The sequence below is a fragment of the Chryseobacterium potabilaquae genome (genome assembly GCF_902728265.1).
In the GTDB taxonomy this organism is placed as follows: Bacteria; Bacteroidota; Bacteroidia; order Flavobacteriales; family Weeksellaceae; genus Chryseobacterium; species Chryseobacterium potabilaquae.
Genome location: NZ_CACVBR010000007.1, coordinates 60,032 through 79,313, shown reverse-complemented (window position 1 = coordinate 79,313; position 19,282 = coordinate 60,032). Strand labels below are relative to the sequence as shown.

Here is a 19,282-nt window from a genome sequence, read left to right as displayed (position 1 = left end):
CTAAATCTCAATAAATTTTTTTCTTTGATGGGGTGTAGGCAGATAACATTTCTGATTAGCGAGTTTCATTCTGTTTCTTGAGATGGTCTCGTAAATTTTATCATTTAAAAATCGAGGAAATATTTTGCCAATACCGGAAAGAAGTTGATAAGCACCACCCAATAAACTGGCAATCTGTAATACAGCGCGGGACTTTATCAGATAATATGTATTAGGTTTCCAAAGATACATAGTATTGAATTCCTTAGTATCTAACCCTCTTTCAGATAAGAATTTTTGTCCGAAAGAGGATTGAAGGGAGGCGAACATGAATTGATCTTTACTATCTCTTTCAAGAATCCATTGAACCCAAAAGTTACAGACTCCGCAATCCCCATCAAAAAAAACAATATGTTTATTCTCCCAATTTTCTAGCATAACTTAATTTTTAAAAAGCCCCAGCTCTTTCCGTATCCTCTTTTACCTTTTTAAAGTATTTTACTAATATTTGTCTTTGTTCTTCACTCAATTTAGCGTCTTGATGTCCGAGATAATAAGATTCTAAAGGCATATCTTTAGATTCTACTAACTCTACACATCCTTGTAATTTATCGGCTTGTACTTTAGGTTCATATACGGCAAAAGTAGAGAAGTTCAAATGTTTTCTTGCATCACTAATATGGGTTTTTACATACCAAGATGCAGGAGCAATATTAGCATACCATGGATATTTTGTTTCATTGGAATGGCAATCATAGCATGATGTATTAATGATTTTTGCTACTTCCGGAGGCGTTTTTTTTATTTTTAAAAAATCCATTCCTGGCGTAGGGGCAGGGTTGTTTTTATCAATAGGAAAAAACTGAATAATTACAAAAGCTACCAATATCACAACTAATATCTTTTTCATATGTATCATCTTTATGTTTATGACTGATAAAGGTATAAAATTTTTATTAACTACCAATTTTATGATTTAGGAAAATGTAAATGTTATGTTGAATGGTTCTAAATATGATTGTTTTTATTGGATTTTATTTAAATGAGTTTAAAATTTTATTAATTTAATTGCAGCATATATATATTATGTATTAAAAATGGGATAAGCGTTATAATTACCTACTAATTATAGTTTTTTACTATTATGAAAATTTTATTAATAGATTGTATTTATTGATAAAGGTTGGTAAGTTTGTGATAGAGAATATAAAATATCAGTCAACATAAAATTTTAAATTAACAATGGAAAAAGATTTGAACGATATCAGTAAGTGTCCATTTCATAATGGAACCATGAAAAAGCAAAGTGTAGCCGGAGGAGGTACACAAAATCAGGATTGGTGGCCTAACCAGCTAAGAGTAGATATTCTACGCCAACATTCATTACTTTCCAATCCTATGGATAAAGATTTTGACTATGCTGAAGCTTTTAAAAGTCTTGATCTGGAAGCCGTAAAAAAAGATCTTCATGCACTAATGACAGATTCACAAGATTGGTGGCCTGCTGATTTTGGACATTATGGTCCTTTGTTTGTTCGTATGGCATGGCATAGTGCGGGAACTTATCGTGTAGGAGATGGAAGAGGGGGTGCCGGAGCTGGACAACAACGTTTTGCTCCATTGAATAGTTGGCCGGATAATGTGAGTCTAGATAAAGCAAGAAGGCTATTATGGCCAATAAAACAAAAATATGGTCGTAACATTTCTTGGGCCGATCTTTTGATTCTTACTGGGAATGTGGCCTTGGAATCGATGGGCTTTAAGACATTTGGATTTGCCGGTGGACGTGAAGATGTGTGGGAGCCTGATATGGATGTATATTGGGGATCAGAAAAAACATGGCTGGGAGGTGACCTTCGTTATGCGCATGGCTCTGATGGAGTACCGGATAAGCATGGTGTACTTCCTAGTGATGATAATGCGGATGGAGATATCCATTCAAGAGATCTTGAAAAGCCTCTTGCAGCCGTACAAATGGGTCTCATCTATGTAAACCCTGAAGGGCCGGATGGAAATCCTGATCCCATTGCAGCGGCTAAAGATATTCGTGATACGTTTGGGCGTATGGCTATGAATGATGAAGAGACGGTGGCATTAATTGCCGGTGGTCATACATTTGGTAAAACGCATGGAGCAGGCCCTGCTGATCATGTAGGTAAAGAGCCGGAAGCGGCAGGGATTGAATTGCAAGGATTAGGATGGAGTAGTAACTATAAATCAGGAAAAGGACAAGATGCAATATCCAGTGGATTAGAGGTTACTTGGACAGAGACACCTACACAATGGAGTAACTATTTCTTTAAAAATTTATTTGAGAATGAATGGGAATTGACTAAAAGTCCCGCCGGAGCTCATCAATGGGTCGCAAAAAACGGAGCAGAAATTATTCCGGATGCATTTGATTCTTCTAAGAAACATAAGCCAACAATGTTAACAACGGATCTTTCCTTAAGACTTGATCCTGTTTATGAAAAAATATCAAGACATTTTTATGAAAACCCTGATGCTTTTGCCGATGCTTTTGCTAGAGCTTGGTTTAAATTGACTCATAGGGATATGGGACCAAAGGCAAGATATTTAGGCTCTGATGTTCCTAAAGAAGAATTAATTTGGCAAGACCCTATTCCTGAAGTTAACCACGAATTGGTGAATGATGCAGATATTGAATCCTTAAAAAGTAAAATAATAAGTTCAGGATTAAGTGTTTCGGAGTTGGTGTCAACAGCCTGGGCTTCAGCTTCTACATTTAGAGGAAGTGATAAAAGAGGTGGAGCAAACGGTGCTAGAATTCGTTTAGCACCTCAGAAGTATTGGGCAGTCAATAACCCGACTCAATTACAGAAAGTATTGAGTGTTTTAGAAAATATTCAAAAGGAATTTAATGGATCTCAGATAGGTGGCAAGAAAATTTCTTTAGCGGATTTAATTGTATTGGGAGGAAATGTAGCCATAGAAAAAGCGGCAAAAGATGGAGGGTATACTATTGTGGTACCATTTTCTTCGGGAAGAATGGATGCATCACAAGAACAGACTGATGTTGAGTCTATGGGGTATTTGGAGCCTGCTGCTGATGGATTCCGTAATTATCTAAAAAGAAAATATACCGTTTCTACGGAGTCGTTACTGATTGATAAAGCACAGCTATTAACTCTTACCGGTCCTGAATTAACCATATTGATAGGCGGTATGCGTGCTCTTGATACTAATTTTGATGGTTCTAAACACGGGATTTTCACGAATAGACCAGGAGTTCTTACTAATGATTTCTTTATTAATCTTTTGGATATGGGAACTCAGTGGAAGTCAATATCAAATGATAATGAGCTATATGAAGGAACTGATCGTGTAACAGGTGAAAAAAGATGGACCGCTACTCGTGCTGATCTTGTTTTTGGTTCCAATTCTGAATTAAGAGCCATTGCAGAGGTATATGCAAGTGCGGATGCACAAGGAAAATTTGTGAAGGATTTTATTGCTGTATGGACTAAAATAATGAATTTAGATAGATTTGATTTAAAATAATTTTTTAGTATATTTTTAATTTTAGAATATAAAAGGTGGTTGTAATGAACTACCTTTTTTATATTTAAGAGATATTATGATACCTGTTCTGCGCAAAATACCTCTATTTTTATTTTTTTCTATCTTTGCTGCATTAAAATTATGAAAATACAAAAAGCACATACGAGTATAACTCTATCCTATTGTCCAGCAATAAAGGATTCGTCTAGATATGGACGTATGATATCTGATGAGGTACGATGTGCTTGTTTTAAAATTTCTTATTATAAATAAGTAAAGAATTAGACAAGATATACACAAAAACGCCTCGAGTAACGAGGCGTTTTTTGTGTTTTTTAGATAGAAATTATTTAGAATGAAAAAAAATAACTAGAAAATTGAATTTTTTTAATTAATAATGAATAACTAATAGAATAAATAAGAGTGATAAATAAACCGATGAGAGACAGTCATTTAGGTAGATTGAGTATCTGTAAAATATTACGGACAGGAAATTCTTATTTTTAATTTTGAATTTAACTTATTGGTTTTCAAATTATTATATGTTATTTTAGTTTGTGGATTTGAAAAAAACATCTTTACTTTGCAGTCAGAAATTAAAAACAATATGTTCTTCTCAACCATAGAAGAGCTTTTTAAAGCAAGAATAATTAACATGAAACAATTACATAAAATATTTAATCATTGTTTACTGGTACAGACAAGCCAACCGAGAGGATGTGCATGTATTCTTGATATTGAATTTTTAGATAAAAGGTGTTTGCGTATGACCAATCTCTAACGGGATTAATTCATATATACAATATTATACAGCACCTTTCCCAAGAGGTGCTTTTTTTATGGTTTCTTTAGCTTATTGGGTAAAGCTTTGTTTTGTGGTACCAAAGAATAAGGTTTGATTCCGGGAAAAACCCAACATTATAAATTACATTAAAAAGGTCTATTGAGGTAATGGCTAACCTACCCAACTGTCTCTTGGGAACTGCAAGTTCGATTCTTGCATAGACCGCAAAGGTTTACGAAACTCCGATTATTATTCGAGGTAGAATTTATACGTGAACTTATGAAACTGGAAAGATAACGGTGGTTGTTTACCCACTTTGGAAGTGGGAGGTCGCAAGTTCGAATCTTGCTTTCCAAACAAAAATTAAGCAGTAATAATTTTTAAAGAGATAAAGAAAAAGTGAATCAAGAGCAGAAGATCTTTATACTAAAACACAAAAAAGAGATGAACTTTTTCTTTACTCCAAAAACAAAATGAAAGATGCAGAAGATGGGGGATTGTATTATATATCTGATGGTTCGCCGAAGTGGAAGAGTCGGGATGGTCTGCAAAACCATTGTGAAAACTGAGTGGGTTTGAATCCCATAACCATCTCAAATAACTCAAAATAAAATGAGGTGAAGAGAAGAATAAAAGTTTGTCAAGCGCAGAAGTTCTTATATCAAACAAAAAAGGCAAATTTTTATTTTCTCGAAAATTTAGTAAAGAAAACTAGGGTAAAAAACAAATTTTAAAATGTAGAAAAATGAAAACGTATCAACAAGTATGGCAAAATATGAATGGAAAAATTTTCCAAAACTCTCTCCTCCAGTTGGTAGAAGAAGCCATCATTCGCGAACAGGCAAATGGTCATCGGCTGAAAGTTTGTGTGGGTTCAGATTCACATGTGTATGGTAATATGATTCATTATGCTACAGCAGTTGTATTTATTCGTGAGGGAAAAGGTGCGTTTACATTTATTAGAAAAGAGAAAGAATTGCAAACTATTAGTATTAAAGAACGAATGTTAAATGAAGTCAATAAATCCGTTGAAATAGCGTATACTATTTGTTCAATTTTAGATACTTATGGTGTAGAGATGGAGGTGCATGCAGATATTAATACTGATCCTAATTTTAAATCCAATGTAGCAATGAAAGATGCCATGGGTTATATTTTAGGAATGGGTTATGTATTTAAGGCAAAACCTTTTGCATTTGCAAGTTCCAATTGTGCGGATATGATGGTTTAATGATTTAATATAAAGCATCGCATATGAAAAAAGAATTATTGTTTTTAGATGATATAAGATATCCCATTGAAGTTTATAAATATACTCGTAATGATCTCTTCCTTAGTCCAGATTAGTGTATTGTTCGAAGCTATGATCAGTTTGTTGATCGAATATTGGAAAAAGGGATTCCTGAAATGATTTCTTTTGATCATGATCTTGGAGATATGAATTATCGCGTAAGAAATAGCTTTAGTGAGAAAACAGGATATGACTGTGCAAAATGGTTAATAGAATATAGTTTAGATTATGAATTAATGCTCCCTGATTTTTATTGTCATTCAATGAATCCTATTGGAAAGGAGAATATTATAACTCTTTTGACAAATTTTAGAAATCATTGAAAGGAGTGAATTTGGAATCCTGCTATCTCAAAAAATGAAAAGTAAAAATATCTACGCAAATATACTGCGTAGTATGTACCTAATTTTGTCATCATAAAATAAGAGAATGCTAAAATTTTAGAAAAAAGATTTTAGAAAAAATATTAGGTAGGTCATGTTGAGTGTTTCTATATATCACCATTGCAGAAAAATTTGTTGAGAAACATGATTTTATTCTGTTCAGCCTGATCTGAAGGTTTCGGAGTTTTCCACAAAATTTCACCATGCTATGGGTCGAAGGTTCGAATCCTTCTATTTCCTCATGGGAAATATAACTCAGTTAGGTTAGAGTAATAGTTTTTTAAAGTGTGGGTTCGAATCCCACTGCCAATTATTTGGTAAGGCGGAATGGTTGACGCACTACACTATGGATGTAGCTTTTTAATAGGTATATAATCTATTTTAGGAGAGTTTGAATATTCTCAATAAAAATATTCTCAATGGAAAGTTTGATTTTTTCGGCTATTGAAAAAGCCAGTAAAAAAAGACTTTTTAGAAAATAATACTTTTTGGGTAAACATATCGTGGTTGGATATGTCTTTTCATGGAAACTTTTTTATAGAAAATAATAAAATATTTGTATATAAAGAGCTAACCCTGATCGAAATAATGTTTAACACGAATGTTTTAAAATGAGTTGAGTTTTTTAATGTTTTAATTCCGCTGTTTTTAAGAATGTAAATATCAGCTTTCCTCTTTTATTTAAATGTATTATCAAATAAAAATAAATAATGATGTTAAAAAATATACAAATTAGAATATATCAAGTGGGTTTAGTTTTTAAAAATGGAAACTTGATTCGTGTTTTGAAAGAAGGAAATTATTGGATTTTCGGAAATAAATCCGTAGAGGTTTATGATATGAAGGATCAATTTAAAGAAGGAGAAAATCTTACGCTTCTGCTAAAAAATGAGCATCTGAATACCATGCTTGAAGTGGTTGAAGTAAAAGATGGTGAGATGGTGTTGGTTTTTGAAAATGAAATTTTCAAAGAGGTGTTACATGTAGGCCAATATGCTTTTTGGAAAGGAATGGTAAATAGGAAATATCAAAAAATTGATTTGATGAAAACTGAATTTATAAGTGAAGTATCCAGAACCGTTTTAGAGAGTATAAAATTGAAAAATTTCATAAGAAAGTTTGTGGTGACGAGTGAGTATAATGGACTTTTACTAATGGATGGGGAATTGGTGAAAATTCTAAAAGCGGGCACTTATTATTTTTGGAATAATGAAGTCTCTATGGAGGTGAAATATGTTGACATGCGTATACAACAAATGGAGATTGCAGGTCAGGAGCTTTTAACGAAAGACAAAGCTATGCTTCGTATTAATTTTTATGTGCGTTTTCAAGTTGAAAATGTCGAAAAAGCATTATTGGAAAATAAGGAATATGAGAAGCAATTATACATCATCATGCAGCTGGCTTTACGTGAATTTGTAGGTGCTTTAACTCTTGATGAATTGTTGTTAAAAAAAGATACGGTAGGAGAGGGTATTTTGGAAAATTTAGGTAATAAAACTCAAGATCTTGGATTGAAGGTGTTTGATGCTGGAATTAGGGATGTTATTTTGACCGGAGAAATGAAGGAAATTATGAACCAGGTTTTAATTGCTGAGAAAAAAGCACAGGCCAATAGCATTATGCGTCGGGAAGAGACCGCTTCTACTAGAAGTTTATTAAATACGGCAAAATTGATGGAAGAAAATGAAGTTCTATGGAAGTTGAAAGAAATGGAATATATGGAAAAAATTGCAGAAAAAATTGGAGATATTACCGTTTCCGGAAATACCAATATTGTATCTCAGTTAAAAGAAATTTTTGCAAAATAGAAAAATGATTGTAATATAAGATAAGTCCGTTTTCATAAAGTGTAAAACGGGTTTTTTGTTTTTCCTCCTCTCCCTAAACGTTTCAGTATAGCGCTTAGAAGCGTATTTTGTATATTTTGATTAAATAAAATCGTTAAATAATTATAAATATATTATAATTTAAACTTAATTTTGATTTATGATGTATTATTTAATTGTTTTTGATGTTATTTTTTGTATTTTTAATGGGTTTTGTGAGAATTCGAGTTTTTGAAATTGTTTGTGTGGTCAATTTATCACCTATCACTTATTTCAAAATTCTTTCTCCGGGCAGTAAAAAACTAAATAACAAATTAAGAAAACAATGAAAGAAAGGTTTAAGAAGATTCTCAATGACGAACAAATTAACGAAATAATTCCTTTTTTAAAGCAACTTAATTCTGAAGAAAGAAAAGCTTTAGTTCCTCTAATAAAAAAACAAAATAAAGATGCCCAAAAACTAAAAATGACAAAAAAGTCATATAGTACGACGGGGTCTTTACATCAACATGCTATTATTGATATTGCATCCTTTGTTTGTATGGATCAAAAAGAATTTAAACAAAATTACGGGAGTTTTTCGGGAAAAATAGAATATATAGATGAAATATTAGAATGGAAGTGTCCGGAATGGTTCTCGGACTATATAAATAGTTCTATATATGCTGAATCCACATGGTTTGGTTATAGCGATATTTTAAAATGGACAAAGAATAATTACTTGAAGCCTACTCCACAACTATGGGGGCATCAATTGACTCATAGTCCTTCTGATTTGAAAAAGTATGTTGAGGCTTTAAATACACACTTTTGGTATTTTTGTGAATTTCCGTCGAAATCTCTGCCTTATTATAAAGAATGGTTTCCTCTCATTAAAAAATTAATCAAAGAAAAAAAAATACATAGAAAAAGCTTCCTTAGAGAATGTTTGTTGAGTTCTAATCGTAACTTTAATAAAATTGTTACATCGTGGTTTATGAATGCTTTTACAGCATTGAAGCCATCTCCGGAAGAGTTAATTGAACTTCAGGATGAGCTATTAGCCGGTCTGGGGTCTGCGCAATCTAAAGCGGTAAACACAATTTTAGCTCATTTGAGAAACATTATTTTACATGAAAAATTTAAAATTAGTAATTTTTTAGAATTCCTCCCAAGATTATTAGGTTCGCAAGTTAAAACAATTGTTAAAGCTAGTTTACTATTAATAGAGAGTTATTTACAGGAGAAAGAAATTAATGTTGAAAGTTTAAGCCGGGTTTTATGTGCTGCTTTTGTGAATAAAGAAGAAAGTATTCAAATCAAGGTAGCTAAAATTATTCAAAATAATATTCCAATAACTGACCTATCAAAAAATATAATTTCCGGGTATTCAGATCAAATGTTGACCATTACTCAATTAGAATTAGAAGAATATGTAAGGAAAGAAAAGGGGGTGGTCGATAATATTGTTGTAAAGAATTGGAAGTTGATTAGTGAAGAAACAAAAATTCGTGATTTAAAAGATTTTGAAGATTTTATGCATTTTCTTTCAGAAGCTATTGAGCATACCGATACTTATTTGTATGATCTCGCGTTAGTGGGTTTCATTCAGTTCTCAGATAATGTAAAATCAGATTCTGTAAAGCTCATGATACCAGTATTTCAAAAAGCATGTAAAATTATTTCAAAATGGGAGGTTTCACCTTTTTCTGTTATTATATGTAATTTGACGATAAACTATGGATTGATACTCTTGGAAAAATTTCCCGCTGAATTAAAAATTATTGAAAAAGAGTATGAAAAGGTTTTAAAAGAGGATATTGATAGAGCGAAATATGGTAGTTATCATCCGAAACTTGTTGCTGTTAAAGATATAACTTTTGAAAATTTTACGATGAAGGCCTATCAGGGGATTGCGACCATGGTCTTTGATAAGGTAAAATCAGGAAATAAAGATCCTTTGCTCTCAACAATTACTCACGAGCCTTGTTGGATTGATCCTCTTATATTGGTTGAAAGGTTAGAAAAGTATCAAAATAAAAATGTAGAACCTTATGATTTAGATTTTCAACTGGCGTTACAGCGTTGTGCTTTGGATGATGTAGAAGAGGCATTGAAATTGGCACAAACAAAACTAAAGGGCGAGTATAAAGAAATATTGTTTTTCTTGTTTAATAAAAATAGAGATCCCAATGGAGAATGGATGCATCCTTCTTGGTGGTTAACAGCATCCTTAACACGCTCTCCAAAGATTACAAAAACTTTTGATCAGCTTGTGGAATATAAAGATATTTTGCAGGAATTTTTGACCGGTGATTATAGTTGGAGAATAATTGAAAGTAAAAAAGATGCTTACTATCCCGTTGAGTTAGTCATTGATATTCCCTTTTATCGTTTCAGTTATCGGAAAAATCCATTGTTTTTAGAGTATTTAATATCGGAGCAGGAATTATTTTCGGAATTTCATGTATTTGCGTGGAGTTTTCCTAATCATTTATCTTTCATATTAGCAAAAATTATTAAAGGTTGCTTATTTCATTCAGGGATGAGAAAAGTATTTGAGAAAGAGCTAATTGTGCAAATGAGTCGTCTTTTTGCTCAAATTAAAAGGCCTTTAGATAATATGGGGTATTTATTCTTGGGAATTATTTTGCTTGATCAAGATAAAAGTGTCCGGAATATAGCTTCCGAAATTTGGCTAGAGCATGTTTCTCTTGGTCAAATTGATAATACAAAATTAGGAGAAATTATGGGGTCCTCCGAGAAATTTGAGTTTACGCCACTTAGATATTTTGTAGATGTGATTCATAACCGTATGATCAACATCAGTGACAATCATAACTTTGCATTGGAAAAATTGATAGCATGTTTGCTATTACAAATAGAAAGTCCTATTACGAATCTTAATAAGCTGTTGGAAATTTACCATGAGATTTTGATTCTTAATCAATCCCAAATGGATATACAAATTAAAGAAAAGCTTAAAGTATTGAAAAAACATTCAAGTCTTAAAAAAATATGTAATGTTTTACTAAGGTAAATTATTATAAGTAGGTATAAATGGGCTCTTTTTCATTCAAAAGGAAGACTCATCTATAATTTTGTTTTTAATTTTTGTTTTCATGGATTTCTTCAAGAAAATTTTTTCTCCATTTTGCGATGGTTGTTCTGCTTATTTTGTATTTTCTGGACATATATTGTGTGGAAAAATTATGCTTTTTTTGATAGTTCAATAGCTTTATAATTGTTTTTTTATCATATATTTTTAGTTTTTGATTATCTCGTAAAGTATCTTTTGATTGCTTGAATATAAGATGGTTAATTTTCAATACATCATCTGTTGTATTGAGCTTTTTTAAGAGATTTTTGATTTTTGGATCATTGAGTTTTTCAGGATATTCTTTTTCGATAATATCCTTGTAGATCTTATGATAATTAGGACGCATTATTTTTTGTTTTTATTTATTGGTTGGGTTTTTTGCAGCCATCTATGAATAGTACTTTTAGGAATGGAGTATTCATTTACAATATCAGGAACACTCATTTCTTGATCACGAATCCTTTTAATAATGAAATCCTTGATCTCCTGCGTATAAATATTTTTCCTAAAAAAGGGTATTTTTTGAGTTTTCTCATTGTTGTTTTTATGGACTGCGGAAGGAGGAGAGTATAGAATGAGATGAGAGCTGTAAATTCTGAAAAAATCATATTCTAATAGTTTAGACCAACGTAATAGGGTTTCTACTTCAATTGATTTACTATTATAATTACTTTCGATAAATTGTGGATCTTTGTCAAAGAAATTACAGATTCTATCCATTGTAATTCCCATTTCCTCTACTCTTTCTTTTATAAATTGCCCGATATGTATTTCTTTGTATAGCATTCGTTATTCTATTTATTTGTTATTATCTATGATGGAGCAGTCATAAAATTGAATTCGTGTAGCCACCAAAAATAGGGTTGTACTTATTATTCACAATAATTATGTGAATATTAAAAACTAACTTTAATATTTATTAGTGTACTTCAAAGATTGTTAAAGATGTACCTGCATTTTTAAATATTTATCCATTTTTTGTTCTGTTCCTATTCTTTTTCATTTGCCAGGCCATGATAAATATTTACCCTTTGGACTTTCAGTAAGAGTGTTTTTAGGGAGGATAGTTGATCTTAAATAGAAAATCGTTTTCAAATTTTAGTGAAAGATTGAGAGTCATGAATAAGTCAACTTACCTCATTTTTTTCAAATTTAGAAAAAAAGAAAATTAATACAAAGTTTTATGTTTAAATATTTTTTTAAATATTGTTTTATTTAGTAAAATATTTATATAATTGTTGATTTTGGTATGCCGTGCTGCCTATAATCTATGTATCATTTAAATTAAAGATGGTATTATATTAAAATTGTACGAGACATATGAACTGCTTACCTTTGTTGTTCTATGAAAAATTCTATTGGTTTATTTAAATTTCCGCAAAAAGTGAATTATAAAAATGAGCTACTGGCTGGGTTTACTGTCGCTATGACTATGATCCCGGAGTCGCTTTCTTTTGCGATTTTAGCTGGTCTTTCTCCACTAATAGGTTTATATGCTGCTTTTTTGATGGGGTTAGTAACTGCTATTTTAGGAGGACGTCCTGGGATGGTTTCTGGAGGAGCTGGAGCTACGATTGTGGTATTGATTGCTTTAGTACAAACTCATGGTGTAGAATATCTTTTTGCAACGATCATTTTAGCGGGTATTTTTCAGATAGGAGTCGGAGTGCTGAGATGGGGTAAATTTATTCGGTTGATTCCTCAACCTGTAATGTATGGCTTTTTAAATGGATTAGCTGTTATTATTTTTATGGCACAAATTGAACAGTTTAAAATAATAAATACGGATGGGAGTATGAATTGGCTACAAGGGACTGCATTATACACTATGATAGAATTGGTTATTATTACGATATCAATTGTTTATTTTTTTCCGAAAATCACTAAAACTATTCCGGCTTCTTTAGTCGCTATTTTTGTAGTTTTTGCAATTGTTGTTGGTTTTCAGATTAATACTAAAACGGTTGCTGATATTGCACATATTAGTGGAAATCTTCCTCGTTTTCATATTCCCAAACTGCCTTTTTCGTGGGAGACATTACAAATTATTTTTCCCTATGCTTTAATTATGTCAGGAGTTGGACTCATTGAATCCCTTCTCACGCTATCTATGGTAGATGAGATTACAAATTCTAAAGGAAATGCTAATAAGGAATCTGTGGCTCAAGGAGTGGCTAATATAGCGAATGGTTTTTTTGGGGGAATGGGAGGATGTGCAATGGTAGCACAAACATTAGTTAATATTAATGCCGGATCTAGAGCTAGATTATCAGGTATTATTGCAGCAATTACCATTCTAGTGATCATTCTTGTGGGAGCTCCCTTCATTGAAAGAATTCCTATGGCAGCTTTGGTAGGTGTCATGATGATGGTTTCGATAGGGACGTTTCAGTGGGTATCTATACGAATTATTAATAAAATGCCTAAGTCTGATATTTTTGTAGGAATTATTGTAGCCTTGATTACCATTTTTTTGCATAATCTGGCATTAGCTGTGTTGATAGGAGTTATTATTTCTGCATTGATCTTTGCGTGGGATAATGCAAAAAGAATTAGGGCTAAGAAATATGTGGATGAAAATGGGATAAAACATTACGATATATTGGGGCCTTTATTTTTTTGTTCAGTAACGTCCTTCCTTGAAAAATTTGATCCTATTAATGATCCCAAAGAAGTGATTGTTAATTTTAGCGAAAGTAGAGTGGTAGATATGAGTGCGATAGATGCTTTAGATAAACTTTCTAAACGATATAATCAACAAAATAAAACATTGCATTTACGCTATCTAAGTGATGATTGCCGAAAAATGCTGAAAAATGCGGAGGCTCTCATTGAGGTAAATATTCAGGAGGATCCTACCTATAGAGTAATGAATGGTGATTAACTCTTTTTATTTTTAGCATAATAAATTGATTGTAATATTTCACTAAACTGTGTTTTTTTAAGCCTTATCATGTAACTTTGAAAAATAATTTACAAGATAATGTACAATAAAAAATATCAAACAAAACGGACACAGATTACGAGAATATTTATTTTAAATATATTTCTTTTATGGAGTTCCTATGTTCAGGGACAAATGAATTATAAAATTCTATTTGGGAAATTTGAAGTAACGGCATTACTCGATGGTACTATAAGTCTTGATGTTGAAAATATACTCTATAACCAGGAAAAGGGAGAGGCAACAAAGCTCTTACAACAATCTTTTATTAAAAATCCTGTGGAGATTAGTATCAATGCTTACTTAATTAAAACAGGTTCTAAGATTATTTTAATAGATACGGGAGCAGGGGAATTATTTGGAGGAAAGCTTAGTGGAAAAATAGTGGAAAGTTTAAAGTCTACGGGATACACACCTTCTCAAATTACAGATATTTTGCTAACTCACATCCATGGCGATCATTCCGGAGGTCTCACGGTACAAGGAAAGAGAATTTTTGAAAACGCTACTATACATGTTAATAAATCAGAATTAGAGTATTGGATGAGTGAAAAGAATAAGCAAAATGCAGATGTCCATGCAGTAAGTAATAATCCTAAAACATTTCAAAATGCAATCAATATTCTTTCACCTTATATTAAAGCCGAAAAAATAAAAACGTTCGATTCTGATATGGAAATCTTACCAGGTATTAATACAATTTTAATTGCAGGTCATACACCTGGACATACGGCTTATTTTTTAGAAAATGGAAAGGAAAAAATGATGTTTTGGGGTGATCTGGTTCATGTAGGAAGTGTACAATTTATGGATCCGTTGATGGAGGATCATTTTGACGTCAGTCTAGATAAAGGTAAAAAGAAACGTTTTGAGTTTTATGAAAAAGCGGCTCAAGAGAAATATTTGATTGCGGCAAATCATATTTCTTTCCCTGGATTTGGCCATTTGAGGTTTGAATGTGAACAATATATTTGGATTCCTATTCCTTATAGCATTGAGGGAAGGGTAGAATAAAGGGGCTTAAATTATACTTTATCAATATCAATCAAGGACTGTAATATTATTTTACAGTCCTTGATTTTTAGGTTTTAATATATTGAATTATAGAAGAGATGCGATCCAAAGAATAGTAAATAATAGAGAGTTTTTTAATGAATTTTATTTAAACAAAATTTTAAATTTTATGATTTTTTATTTTTAAATCACAGTAAATCATAAAAATATCTTAAAACATAAAACCAAACTCATGCATTAATTTTAAAAATTTTATCTTTGGGAATAATTGAATTATTCAATGCATATAATGATGACTGAAATTACCATCTTTTTCAAGAAGGAGCTAAATAAAATTTTTAAAGGGTAATATTTTGAAAACAGATATCGACATTCACAACCACGCTCATTTTTCTTTTGATTTGTGGCTTACTTTAATCAAATCTCATCCTGAATTTAAAGCAAAAAGAGTTGAGCTATTTTCTTCATTTTTCAAAATAAGAAAGTCAATAGATGAGGTCGCGAGAATGGTGAAATATTATGATGATCTATGCAATAATATGAATGAGTTGACAGGAGGAAATATAGATACTTTTGAAATGTATTTACTTATTTTGGCTTCTTTGCAAGTAGATATAAAAGAGGTGAATAAGGAGGCTTTAAAGGATTTTTACATCCGGAGTGAAGAATTGTTTTTAGAATATAAACCCATCATTATATTTAAAAATTTACATGACTTTTTTAAGGAAATAAAAGATCAAGGAAAAACGATTAATATTCTCAGTAATACAGGATTTATCAAAGGAAAAACAATGAGAAAGTTTTTGATGGAAGAGAACTTGGATCAGTATATTGATTTTCATATTTATTCTGATGAAACTCACTGTTCGAAACCCAATCCACTTATTTTTCAGGAAGTAAATAAAAAAATTAACCATAAAAAACTAGAAAAGGATCAAATTTTGCATGTAGGAGATAATCCAATTGCGGATTATAAGGGTGCTAAAGATTTTGGTTTTAATGCTCACTTAATTAAACACTAAATTGGTATGAACAAAAGGTATAGTTTACATCACATTCATTCAGAGGATGAACTCTCATTTTCACCTTCAGAATACAGCTATTTTAAATATGGCGCTACCTCCTATGCAGAAAAGTTTGCAAAAGAATTATTTGAGGGATTTATTGCTGAAAATAATCAACTTTTAGATCTCAATAAAGAAATTGTGGTTTTGCCAAGTCCGTATATGGCCATTCCAACAGCTTCGAATTTTTTGTGTTTTTACTTTAAAAAGTATTTGGATTTCTATTTATTCCAAAAAGGAAAAAAATCTAGCGTTTTATCAAAAATCAATCGAAACCATACCTACATAACAGATTATGGTAATTTGAACTTTGAAGAACGTAAAAGTTTGATTTCTAATGATACTTATTATATCGATAAAGATTTTTTAAGAGGTAAACTCTGTATTTTTATTGATGATATAAAAATTACAGGTAGCCATGAATATACGGTGAATAAAATTTTGGAGCAATATCAGGTAGATGCTGATTTTATTTTTCTATACTATGCTGAGCTGATCAACTTCAATCTTGACCCTACCATTGAAAATTTTTTCAATTATTATGCCGTTAAAAATCATGAAGATATTATTGAAGTAATGTCGAAATCTGATTTTCAATTTAATACAAGAATTGTGAAATATATTTTAGGCCTAGAATCAAGTAAATTTGAGTATCTTTCGTCTAAAGTAAAACGAGATCAGATGGATGATTTGCTAGAATTAGCAATCAGTAACAACTATCATTTAATAAAAGAATACGAAAATAATATAAATATATTAACACAAACCGAATTATACTATGGCTATTAACTTACAAAAAGGACAGAGAGAAAATATAAATGCTCCTAAATTCACAGTTGGTTTAGGTTGGGATACTAATAGTACTTCCACGGGAACAGCTTTTGATTTGGATGCTTCTTTATTTTTATTAGCGGATAATAAAAAGTTAATTTCAGATAATCATTTTATATTTTATAATAATCTTGAGTCTCCGGATAAGGCGGTAATTCACTCCGGGGATAATCTTACCGGAGATGGAGATGGAGATGATGAGCAAATTAAGATTGATCTGACAAAAATAGATGCGGCAGTTAAGGAAATTATAGTGGTAGTCACTATTCATGAAGCGGAAGCTAGGAAGCAAAACTTTGGGCAAGTAAGAAATTCGTTTATTAGAATTTTCAATACAGATACTAATGAAGAGCTTTTAAAATATGAGTTGGATGAAGATTTCTCTATTGAAACTGCTGTAGAGTTTGGAAGAATCTATAATAGAAATGAGGAATGGAAATTTGAAGCAGTAGGTTCTGGGCAAAGAGAAGGATTAGAAAAATTTGTATCAATTTATCAATAATTAGTATGGATACGCAACCAACACCTAATGCAACACCTGCTCTAGTGGATAGAGATGGGAATGTCAATCTTACCCAACTTCAGGTAGAAGAACGCCAGAAATATGAGATGATGGCGAACGCGATTGATGAAACAAATCCTGGATCTATTGTTAATTTTGGAGCTGACCTTCAAAAAACATTAGCGAATCAAAGTGATAGTTTTTTAGGAAATGTAAGAAGATCAAATTCGGGAGAAGTAGGAGAGCTGATCAATAACTTGTTAATTGAGCTCAATTATGTGGATGTAGACGAGTTGAATAACAGTAACAAAGTAAAAGGGTTTTTGAGCCGATTACCATTTATGAAAAAGGTGATGACGCAAGTAGAAAATCTTTTCGCAAAATATGATAAGATTATCAATAACATCGATCAGATTTCTCATAAAGTCAATGCCGGAATTATTACTTCATCTAAGGATAATGCTGTTTTACAAACTATTTTTGATAGCAATGTGAACTCTATTAAACAAATTGAAGATTTAGTAGTAGCCGGAAATCTAAGAATGGAAAGAGCAGGCCAAGAGCTGGCGGAAATGGAAGCGAATGTGCAAAATTATGCAGACTATCAAATAGCCGATAAAAGAGATTTTATTGCAAGGTTAGATAGGAGAATGGCAGATCTTAAGGTCGTTCGTTTGATTATGATGCAATCTTTACCACAAATCCGATTGGTTCAGAATAATAACGTATCTATTGCAGAAAAAGCGCAGACCATTCTTACGACTACATTACCCGTATGGAAAAATCAGCTTTCATTGGCTGTAGCAATGCACAGACAGCAACAAAATATTGAAATTCAACAAAAAGTATCTTCTACAACAGAAGAGATTCTAAGAAAGAATGCTGAACGTCTTGGGCAAAATTCGAGAAATGTAGCTAAAGCTAATGAGCAGACTATAGTTTCTGCAGAAACATTGAGAGAAACAACAAGTATGTTGATCAACACATTGAATGAAGTAAAGCAGATCCAAAAACAAGGAGCAGAAAACAGAAGAAAACTGGATCAGGATTTACAGTCATTGGAGCATGAATTAAAAGCCAACATTAGAGGGTAATAAAACAATATAAAGGTGGATGATGAAGCTGTAAATATAATGTCTCAAAGTAAAAGAAGATTAACAAAGCTTAAACTTCTTTCGAATTTTTTTGAAAATGTTGATATTATATCAATTTTCATTAAAACGGATATTATACACAAGCTATTTGAAGAAAATAAGACATTAGATTGTCATAAGCTTGAGCTTTTTCATCTTCAATATACAGATAGTCTGATAGAACTGCTAAATAAAATCAAAAAGAAAAAAGAAAACGATTTATTAGCTGTTATCAATGAGATTAATATCAACAATCAGTATATATCAGCTTTTGAAGAAAAGAAAGTTGAGAGCTTTGAAACCGATAGAAAATTATACAGTGGTATTTTTTCTGAACATCTTAAAAGTATATATAAAGATCTTACAGAAGATAAGTCCGATGTAAATTGGAATGATGTACTTTATTTTCAGAAGAAGTATGCTATGGAATTTTATAGAGCCGATAGTCATGAGGATATACTGAAAGGAGGTGCAGTTCCTTCTTATGAATATCAGGATTATCAGATCGAAAGGAAATTATTAGGTAAACTCAATATACAAAATTTTAAGGTTCGTTTTGTATGTGGGTATCGTCTCGAAAGGGATGAATATGAGCTTTTTAAGATTTTTCAAACCCATGAGTATTTTATTTTTGATATTGAAGGGAGAAGAATGTATCTGATGGATAATGAATTGCTATTACAATTGGATATTTCTGAAAATGAATCTAATCAGCTCTCAATTATTAATCAATTGAATAGACGAAATGAGGAACTCGAAGAATCTATCCATGAAAAAAAGAGAACTCTACCTGATGGTGTCGGATCTGTTTTAAAGGATTACCTCCATAATTTAGAAAGTATGGATATAATGAGCACTATATTTGATGTAAATGAAGAAACGAATATACTTCGTGCGATGTTGAATTTAAACTTAAATAATTAAATA

16 protein-coding genes and 1 tRNA gene are annotated in these 19,282 nt (G+C 31.5%); 13 read left to right on the top strand and 4 right to left on the bottom strand.

The features are described from left to right. Together CHRY9293_RS05985 and CHRY9293_RS05980 are read right to left on the bottom strand one after the other, a co-directional pair. Entirely contained in the window at positions 1-417 is a 417-nt protein-coding gene (locus tag CHRY9293_RS05985; protein WP_162032102.1) for a thiol-disulfide oxidoreductase DCC family protein, read from the bottom strand. A 10-nt stretch (positions 418-427) separates the two neighbouring features. Then, a complete protein-coding gene (locus tag CHRY9293_RS05980) occupies positions 428-889 on the bottom strand; it encodes a heme-binding domain-containing protein (protein ID WP_162032100.1) in 462 nt (153 codons plus the stop codon). Positions 890-1,221: 332 nt separating this feature from the next. Here CHRY9293_RS05980 and katG point away from each other — a divergent pair, with 332 nt between their 5' ends. The 6 genes from katG to CHRY9293_RS05950 all read left to right on the top strand — a co-directional run bounded on the left by katG (position 1,222) and on the right by CHRY9293_RS05950 (position 10,807). After that, positions 1,222-3,501, top strand: a complete 2,280-nt coding sequence (gene katG / locus CHRY9293_RS05975) for a catalase/peroxidase HPI (protein WP_162032098.1) — start codon at positions 1,222-1,224, stop codon at positions 3,499-3,501. 1,069 nt (positions 3,502-4,570) lie between these two features. Then, positions 4,571-4,642, top strand: a tRNA-Pro gene (locus CHRY9293_RS05970). A 388-nt stretch (positions 4,643-5,030) separates the two neighbouring features. Next, entirely contained in the window at positions 5,031-5,516 is a 486-nt protein-coding gene (locus tag CHRY9293_RS05965) for a ribonuclease H-like YkuK family protein (protein WP_162032097.1), read from the top strand. A 119-nt stretch (positions 5,517-5,635) separates the two neighbouring features. After that, positions 5,636-5,899 carry a cyclic-phosphate processing receiver domain-containing protein gene (locus CHRY9293_RS05960; protein ID WP_162032188.1) on the top strand — a complete coding sequence of 88 codons (264 nt, stop codon included), beginning with the start codon at positions 5,636-5,638 and terminating at the stop codon, positions 5,897-5,899. Between the two features lie 773 nt (positions 5,900-6,672). Next, the gene (locus tag CHRY9293_RS05955; RefSeq protein WP_162032095.1) at positions 6,673-7,770 is read left to right on the top strand and encodes a slipin family protein; all 1,098 of its coding nucleotides are present in this window, start codon (positions 6,673-6,675) and stop codon (positions 7,768-7,770) included. A gap of 343 nt (positions 7,771-8,113) precedes the next feature. Next, positions 8,114-10,807, top strand: coding sequence for a DUF6493 family protein (locus CHRY9293_RS05950; RefSeq protein ID WP_162032093.1), 2,694 nt, complete (start codon positions 8,114-8,116; stop codon positions 10,805-10,807). 67 nt (positions 10,808-10,874) lie between these two features. Here the strand turns inward: CHRY9293_RS05950 and CHRY9293_RS05945 are convergent, their stop codons facing one another. After that, positions 10,875-11,213, bottom strand: coding sequence for a helix-turn-helix domain-containing protein (locus CHRY9293_RS05945; RefSeq protein WP_162032091.1), 339 nt, complete (start codon positions 11,211-11,213; stop codon positions 10,875-10,877). Continuing rightward, positions 11,213-11,653 (bottom strand): transposase, encoded by a 441-nt coding sequence (locus tag CHRY9293_RS05940; RefSeq protein WP_162032090.1) that lies wholly within the window; start codon positions 11,651-11,653, stop codon positions 11,213-11,215. The genes CHRY9293_RS05945 and CHRY9293_RS05940 overlap by 1 nt, the downstream gene beginning before the upstream one ends. A gap of 559 nt (positions 11,654-12,212) precedes the next feature. Here CHRY9293_RS05940 and CHRY9293_RS05935 point away from each other — a divergent pair. From CHRY9293_RS05935 to CHRY9293_RS05905, 7 genes are all read left to right on the top strand, one after another. Next, positions 12,213-13,751, top strand: coding sequence for a SulP family inorganic anion transporter (locus CHRY9293_RS05935; RefSeq protein WP_162032088.1), 1,539 nt, complete (start codon positions 12,213-12,215; stop codon positions 13,749-13,751). Between the two features lie 99 nt (positions 13,752-13,850). Next, on the top strand, positions 13,851-14,825 hold the full coding sequence (locus CHRY9293_RS05930; protein WP_162032087.1) for an MBL fold metallo-hydrolase: 975 nt from the start codon (positions 13,851-13,853) through the stop codon (positions 14,823-14,825). Positions 14,826-15,178: 353 nt separating this feature from the next. Continuing rightward, complete coding sequence (locus tag CHRY9293_RS05925; protein WP_162032085.1) at positions 15,179-15,847, top strand: HAD family hydrolase; 669 nt, start codon at positions 15,179-15,181, stop codon at positions 15,845-15,847. Positions 15,848-15,853: 6 nt separating this feature from the next. Next, a complete protein-coding gene (locus CHRY9293_RS05920; protein WP_162032084.1) occupies positions 15,854-16,678 on the top strand; it encodes a phosphoribosyltransferase family protein in 825 nt (274 codons plus the stop codon). Next, positions 16,668-17,222, top strand: coding sequence for a TerD family protein (locus CHRY9293_RS05915; protein ID WP_162032082.1), 555 nt, complete (start codon positions 16,668-16,670; stop codon positions 17,220-17,222). The genes CHRY9293_RS05920 and CHRY9293_RS05915 overlap by 11 nt, the downstream gene beginning before the upstream one ends. 5 nt (positions 17,223-17,227) lie before the next feature. Further along, positions 17,228-18,316, top strand: a complete 1,089-nt coding sequence (locus tag CHRY9293_RS05910) for a toxic anion resistance protein (protein WP_162032080.1) — start codon at positions 17,228-17,230, stop codon at positions 18,314-18,316. A 15-nt stretch (positions 18,317-18,331) separates the two neighbouring features. Then, positions 18,332-19,279, top strand: a complete 948-nt coding sequence (locus CHRY9293_RS05905) for a hypothetical protein (protein WP_162032079.1) — start codon at positions 18,332-18,334, stop codon at positions 19,277-19,279. Positions 19,280-19,282 lie beyond the last annotated feature (3 nt).

What these genes read in the sequence shown, in the direction of transcription:
- CHRY9293_RS05985 (WP_162032102.1), bottom strand. Translation starts at nt 417, where the DNA reads ATGCTAGAAAATTGGGAGAATAAACATATTGTTTTTTTTGATGGGGAT.
- CHRY9293_RS05980 (WP_162032100.1), bottom strand. Translation starts at nt 889, where the DNA reads ATGAAAAAGATATTAGTTGTGATATTGGTAGCTTTTGTAATTATTCAG.
- katG (WP_162032098.1), top strand. Translation starts at nt 1,222, where the DNA reads ATGGAAAAAGATTTGAACGATATCAGTAAGTGTCCATTTCATAATGGA.
- CHRY9293_RS05965 (WP_162032097.1), top strand. Translation starts at nt 5,031, where the DNA reads ATGAAAACGTATCAACAAGTATGGCAAAATATGAATGGAAAAATTTTC.
- CHRY9293_RS05955 (WP_162032095.1), top strand. Translation starts at nt 6,673, where the DNA reads ATGTTAAAAAATATACAAATTAGAATATATCAAGTGGGTTTAGTTTTT.
- CHRY9293_RS05950 (WP_162032093.1), top strand. Translation starts at nt 8,114, where the DNA reads ATGAAAGAAAGGTTTAAGAAGATTCTCAATGACGAACAAATTAACGAA.
- CHRY9293_RS05945 (WP_162032091.1), bottom strand. Translation starts at nt 11,213, where the DNA reads ATGCGTCCTAATTATCATAAGATCTACAAGGATATTATCGAAAAAGAA.
- CHRY9293_RS05940 (WP_162032090.1), bottom strand. Translation starts at nt 11,653, where the DNA reads ATGCTATACAAAGAAATACATATCGGGCAATTTATAAAAGAAAGAGTA.
- CHRY9293_RS05935 (WP_162032088.1), top strand. Translation starts at nt 12,213, where the DNA reads ATGAAAAATTCTATTGGTTTATTTAAATTTCCGCAAAAAGTGAATTAT.
- CHRY9293_RS05930 (WP_162032087.1), top strand. Translation starts at nt 13,851, where the DNA reads ATGTACAATAAAAAATATCAAACAAAACGGACACAGATTACGAGAATA.
- CHRY9293_RS05920 (WP_162032084.1), top strand. Translation starts at nt 15,854, where the DNA reads ATGAACAAAAGGTATAGTTTACATCACATTCATTCAGAGGATGAACTC.
- CHRY9293_RS05915 (WP_162032082.1), top strand. Translation starts at nt 16,668, where the DNA reads ATGGCTATTAACTTACAAAAAGGACAGAGAGAAAATATAAATGCTCCT.
- CHRY9293_RS05910 (WP_162032080.1), top strand. Translation starts at nt 17,228, where the DNA reads ATGGATACGCAACCAACACCTAATGCAACACCTGCTCTAGTGGATAGA.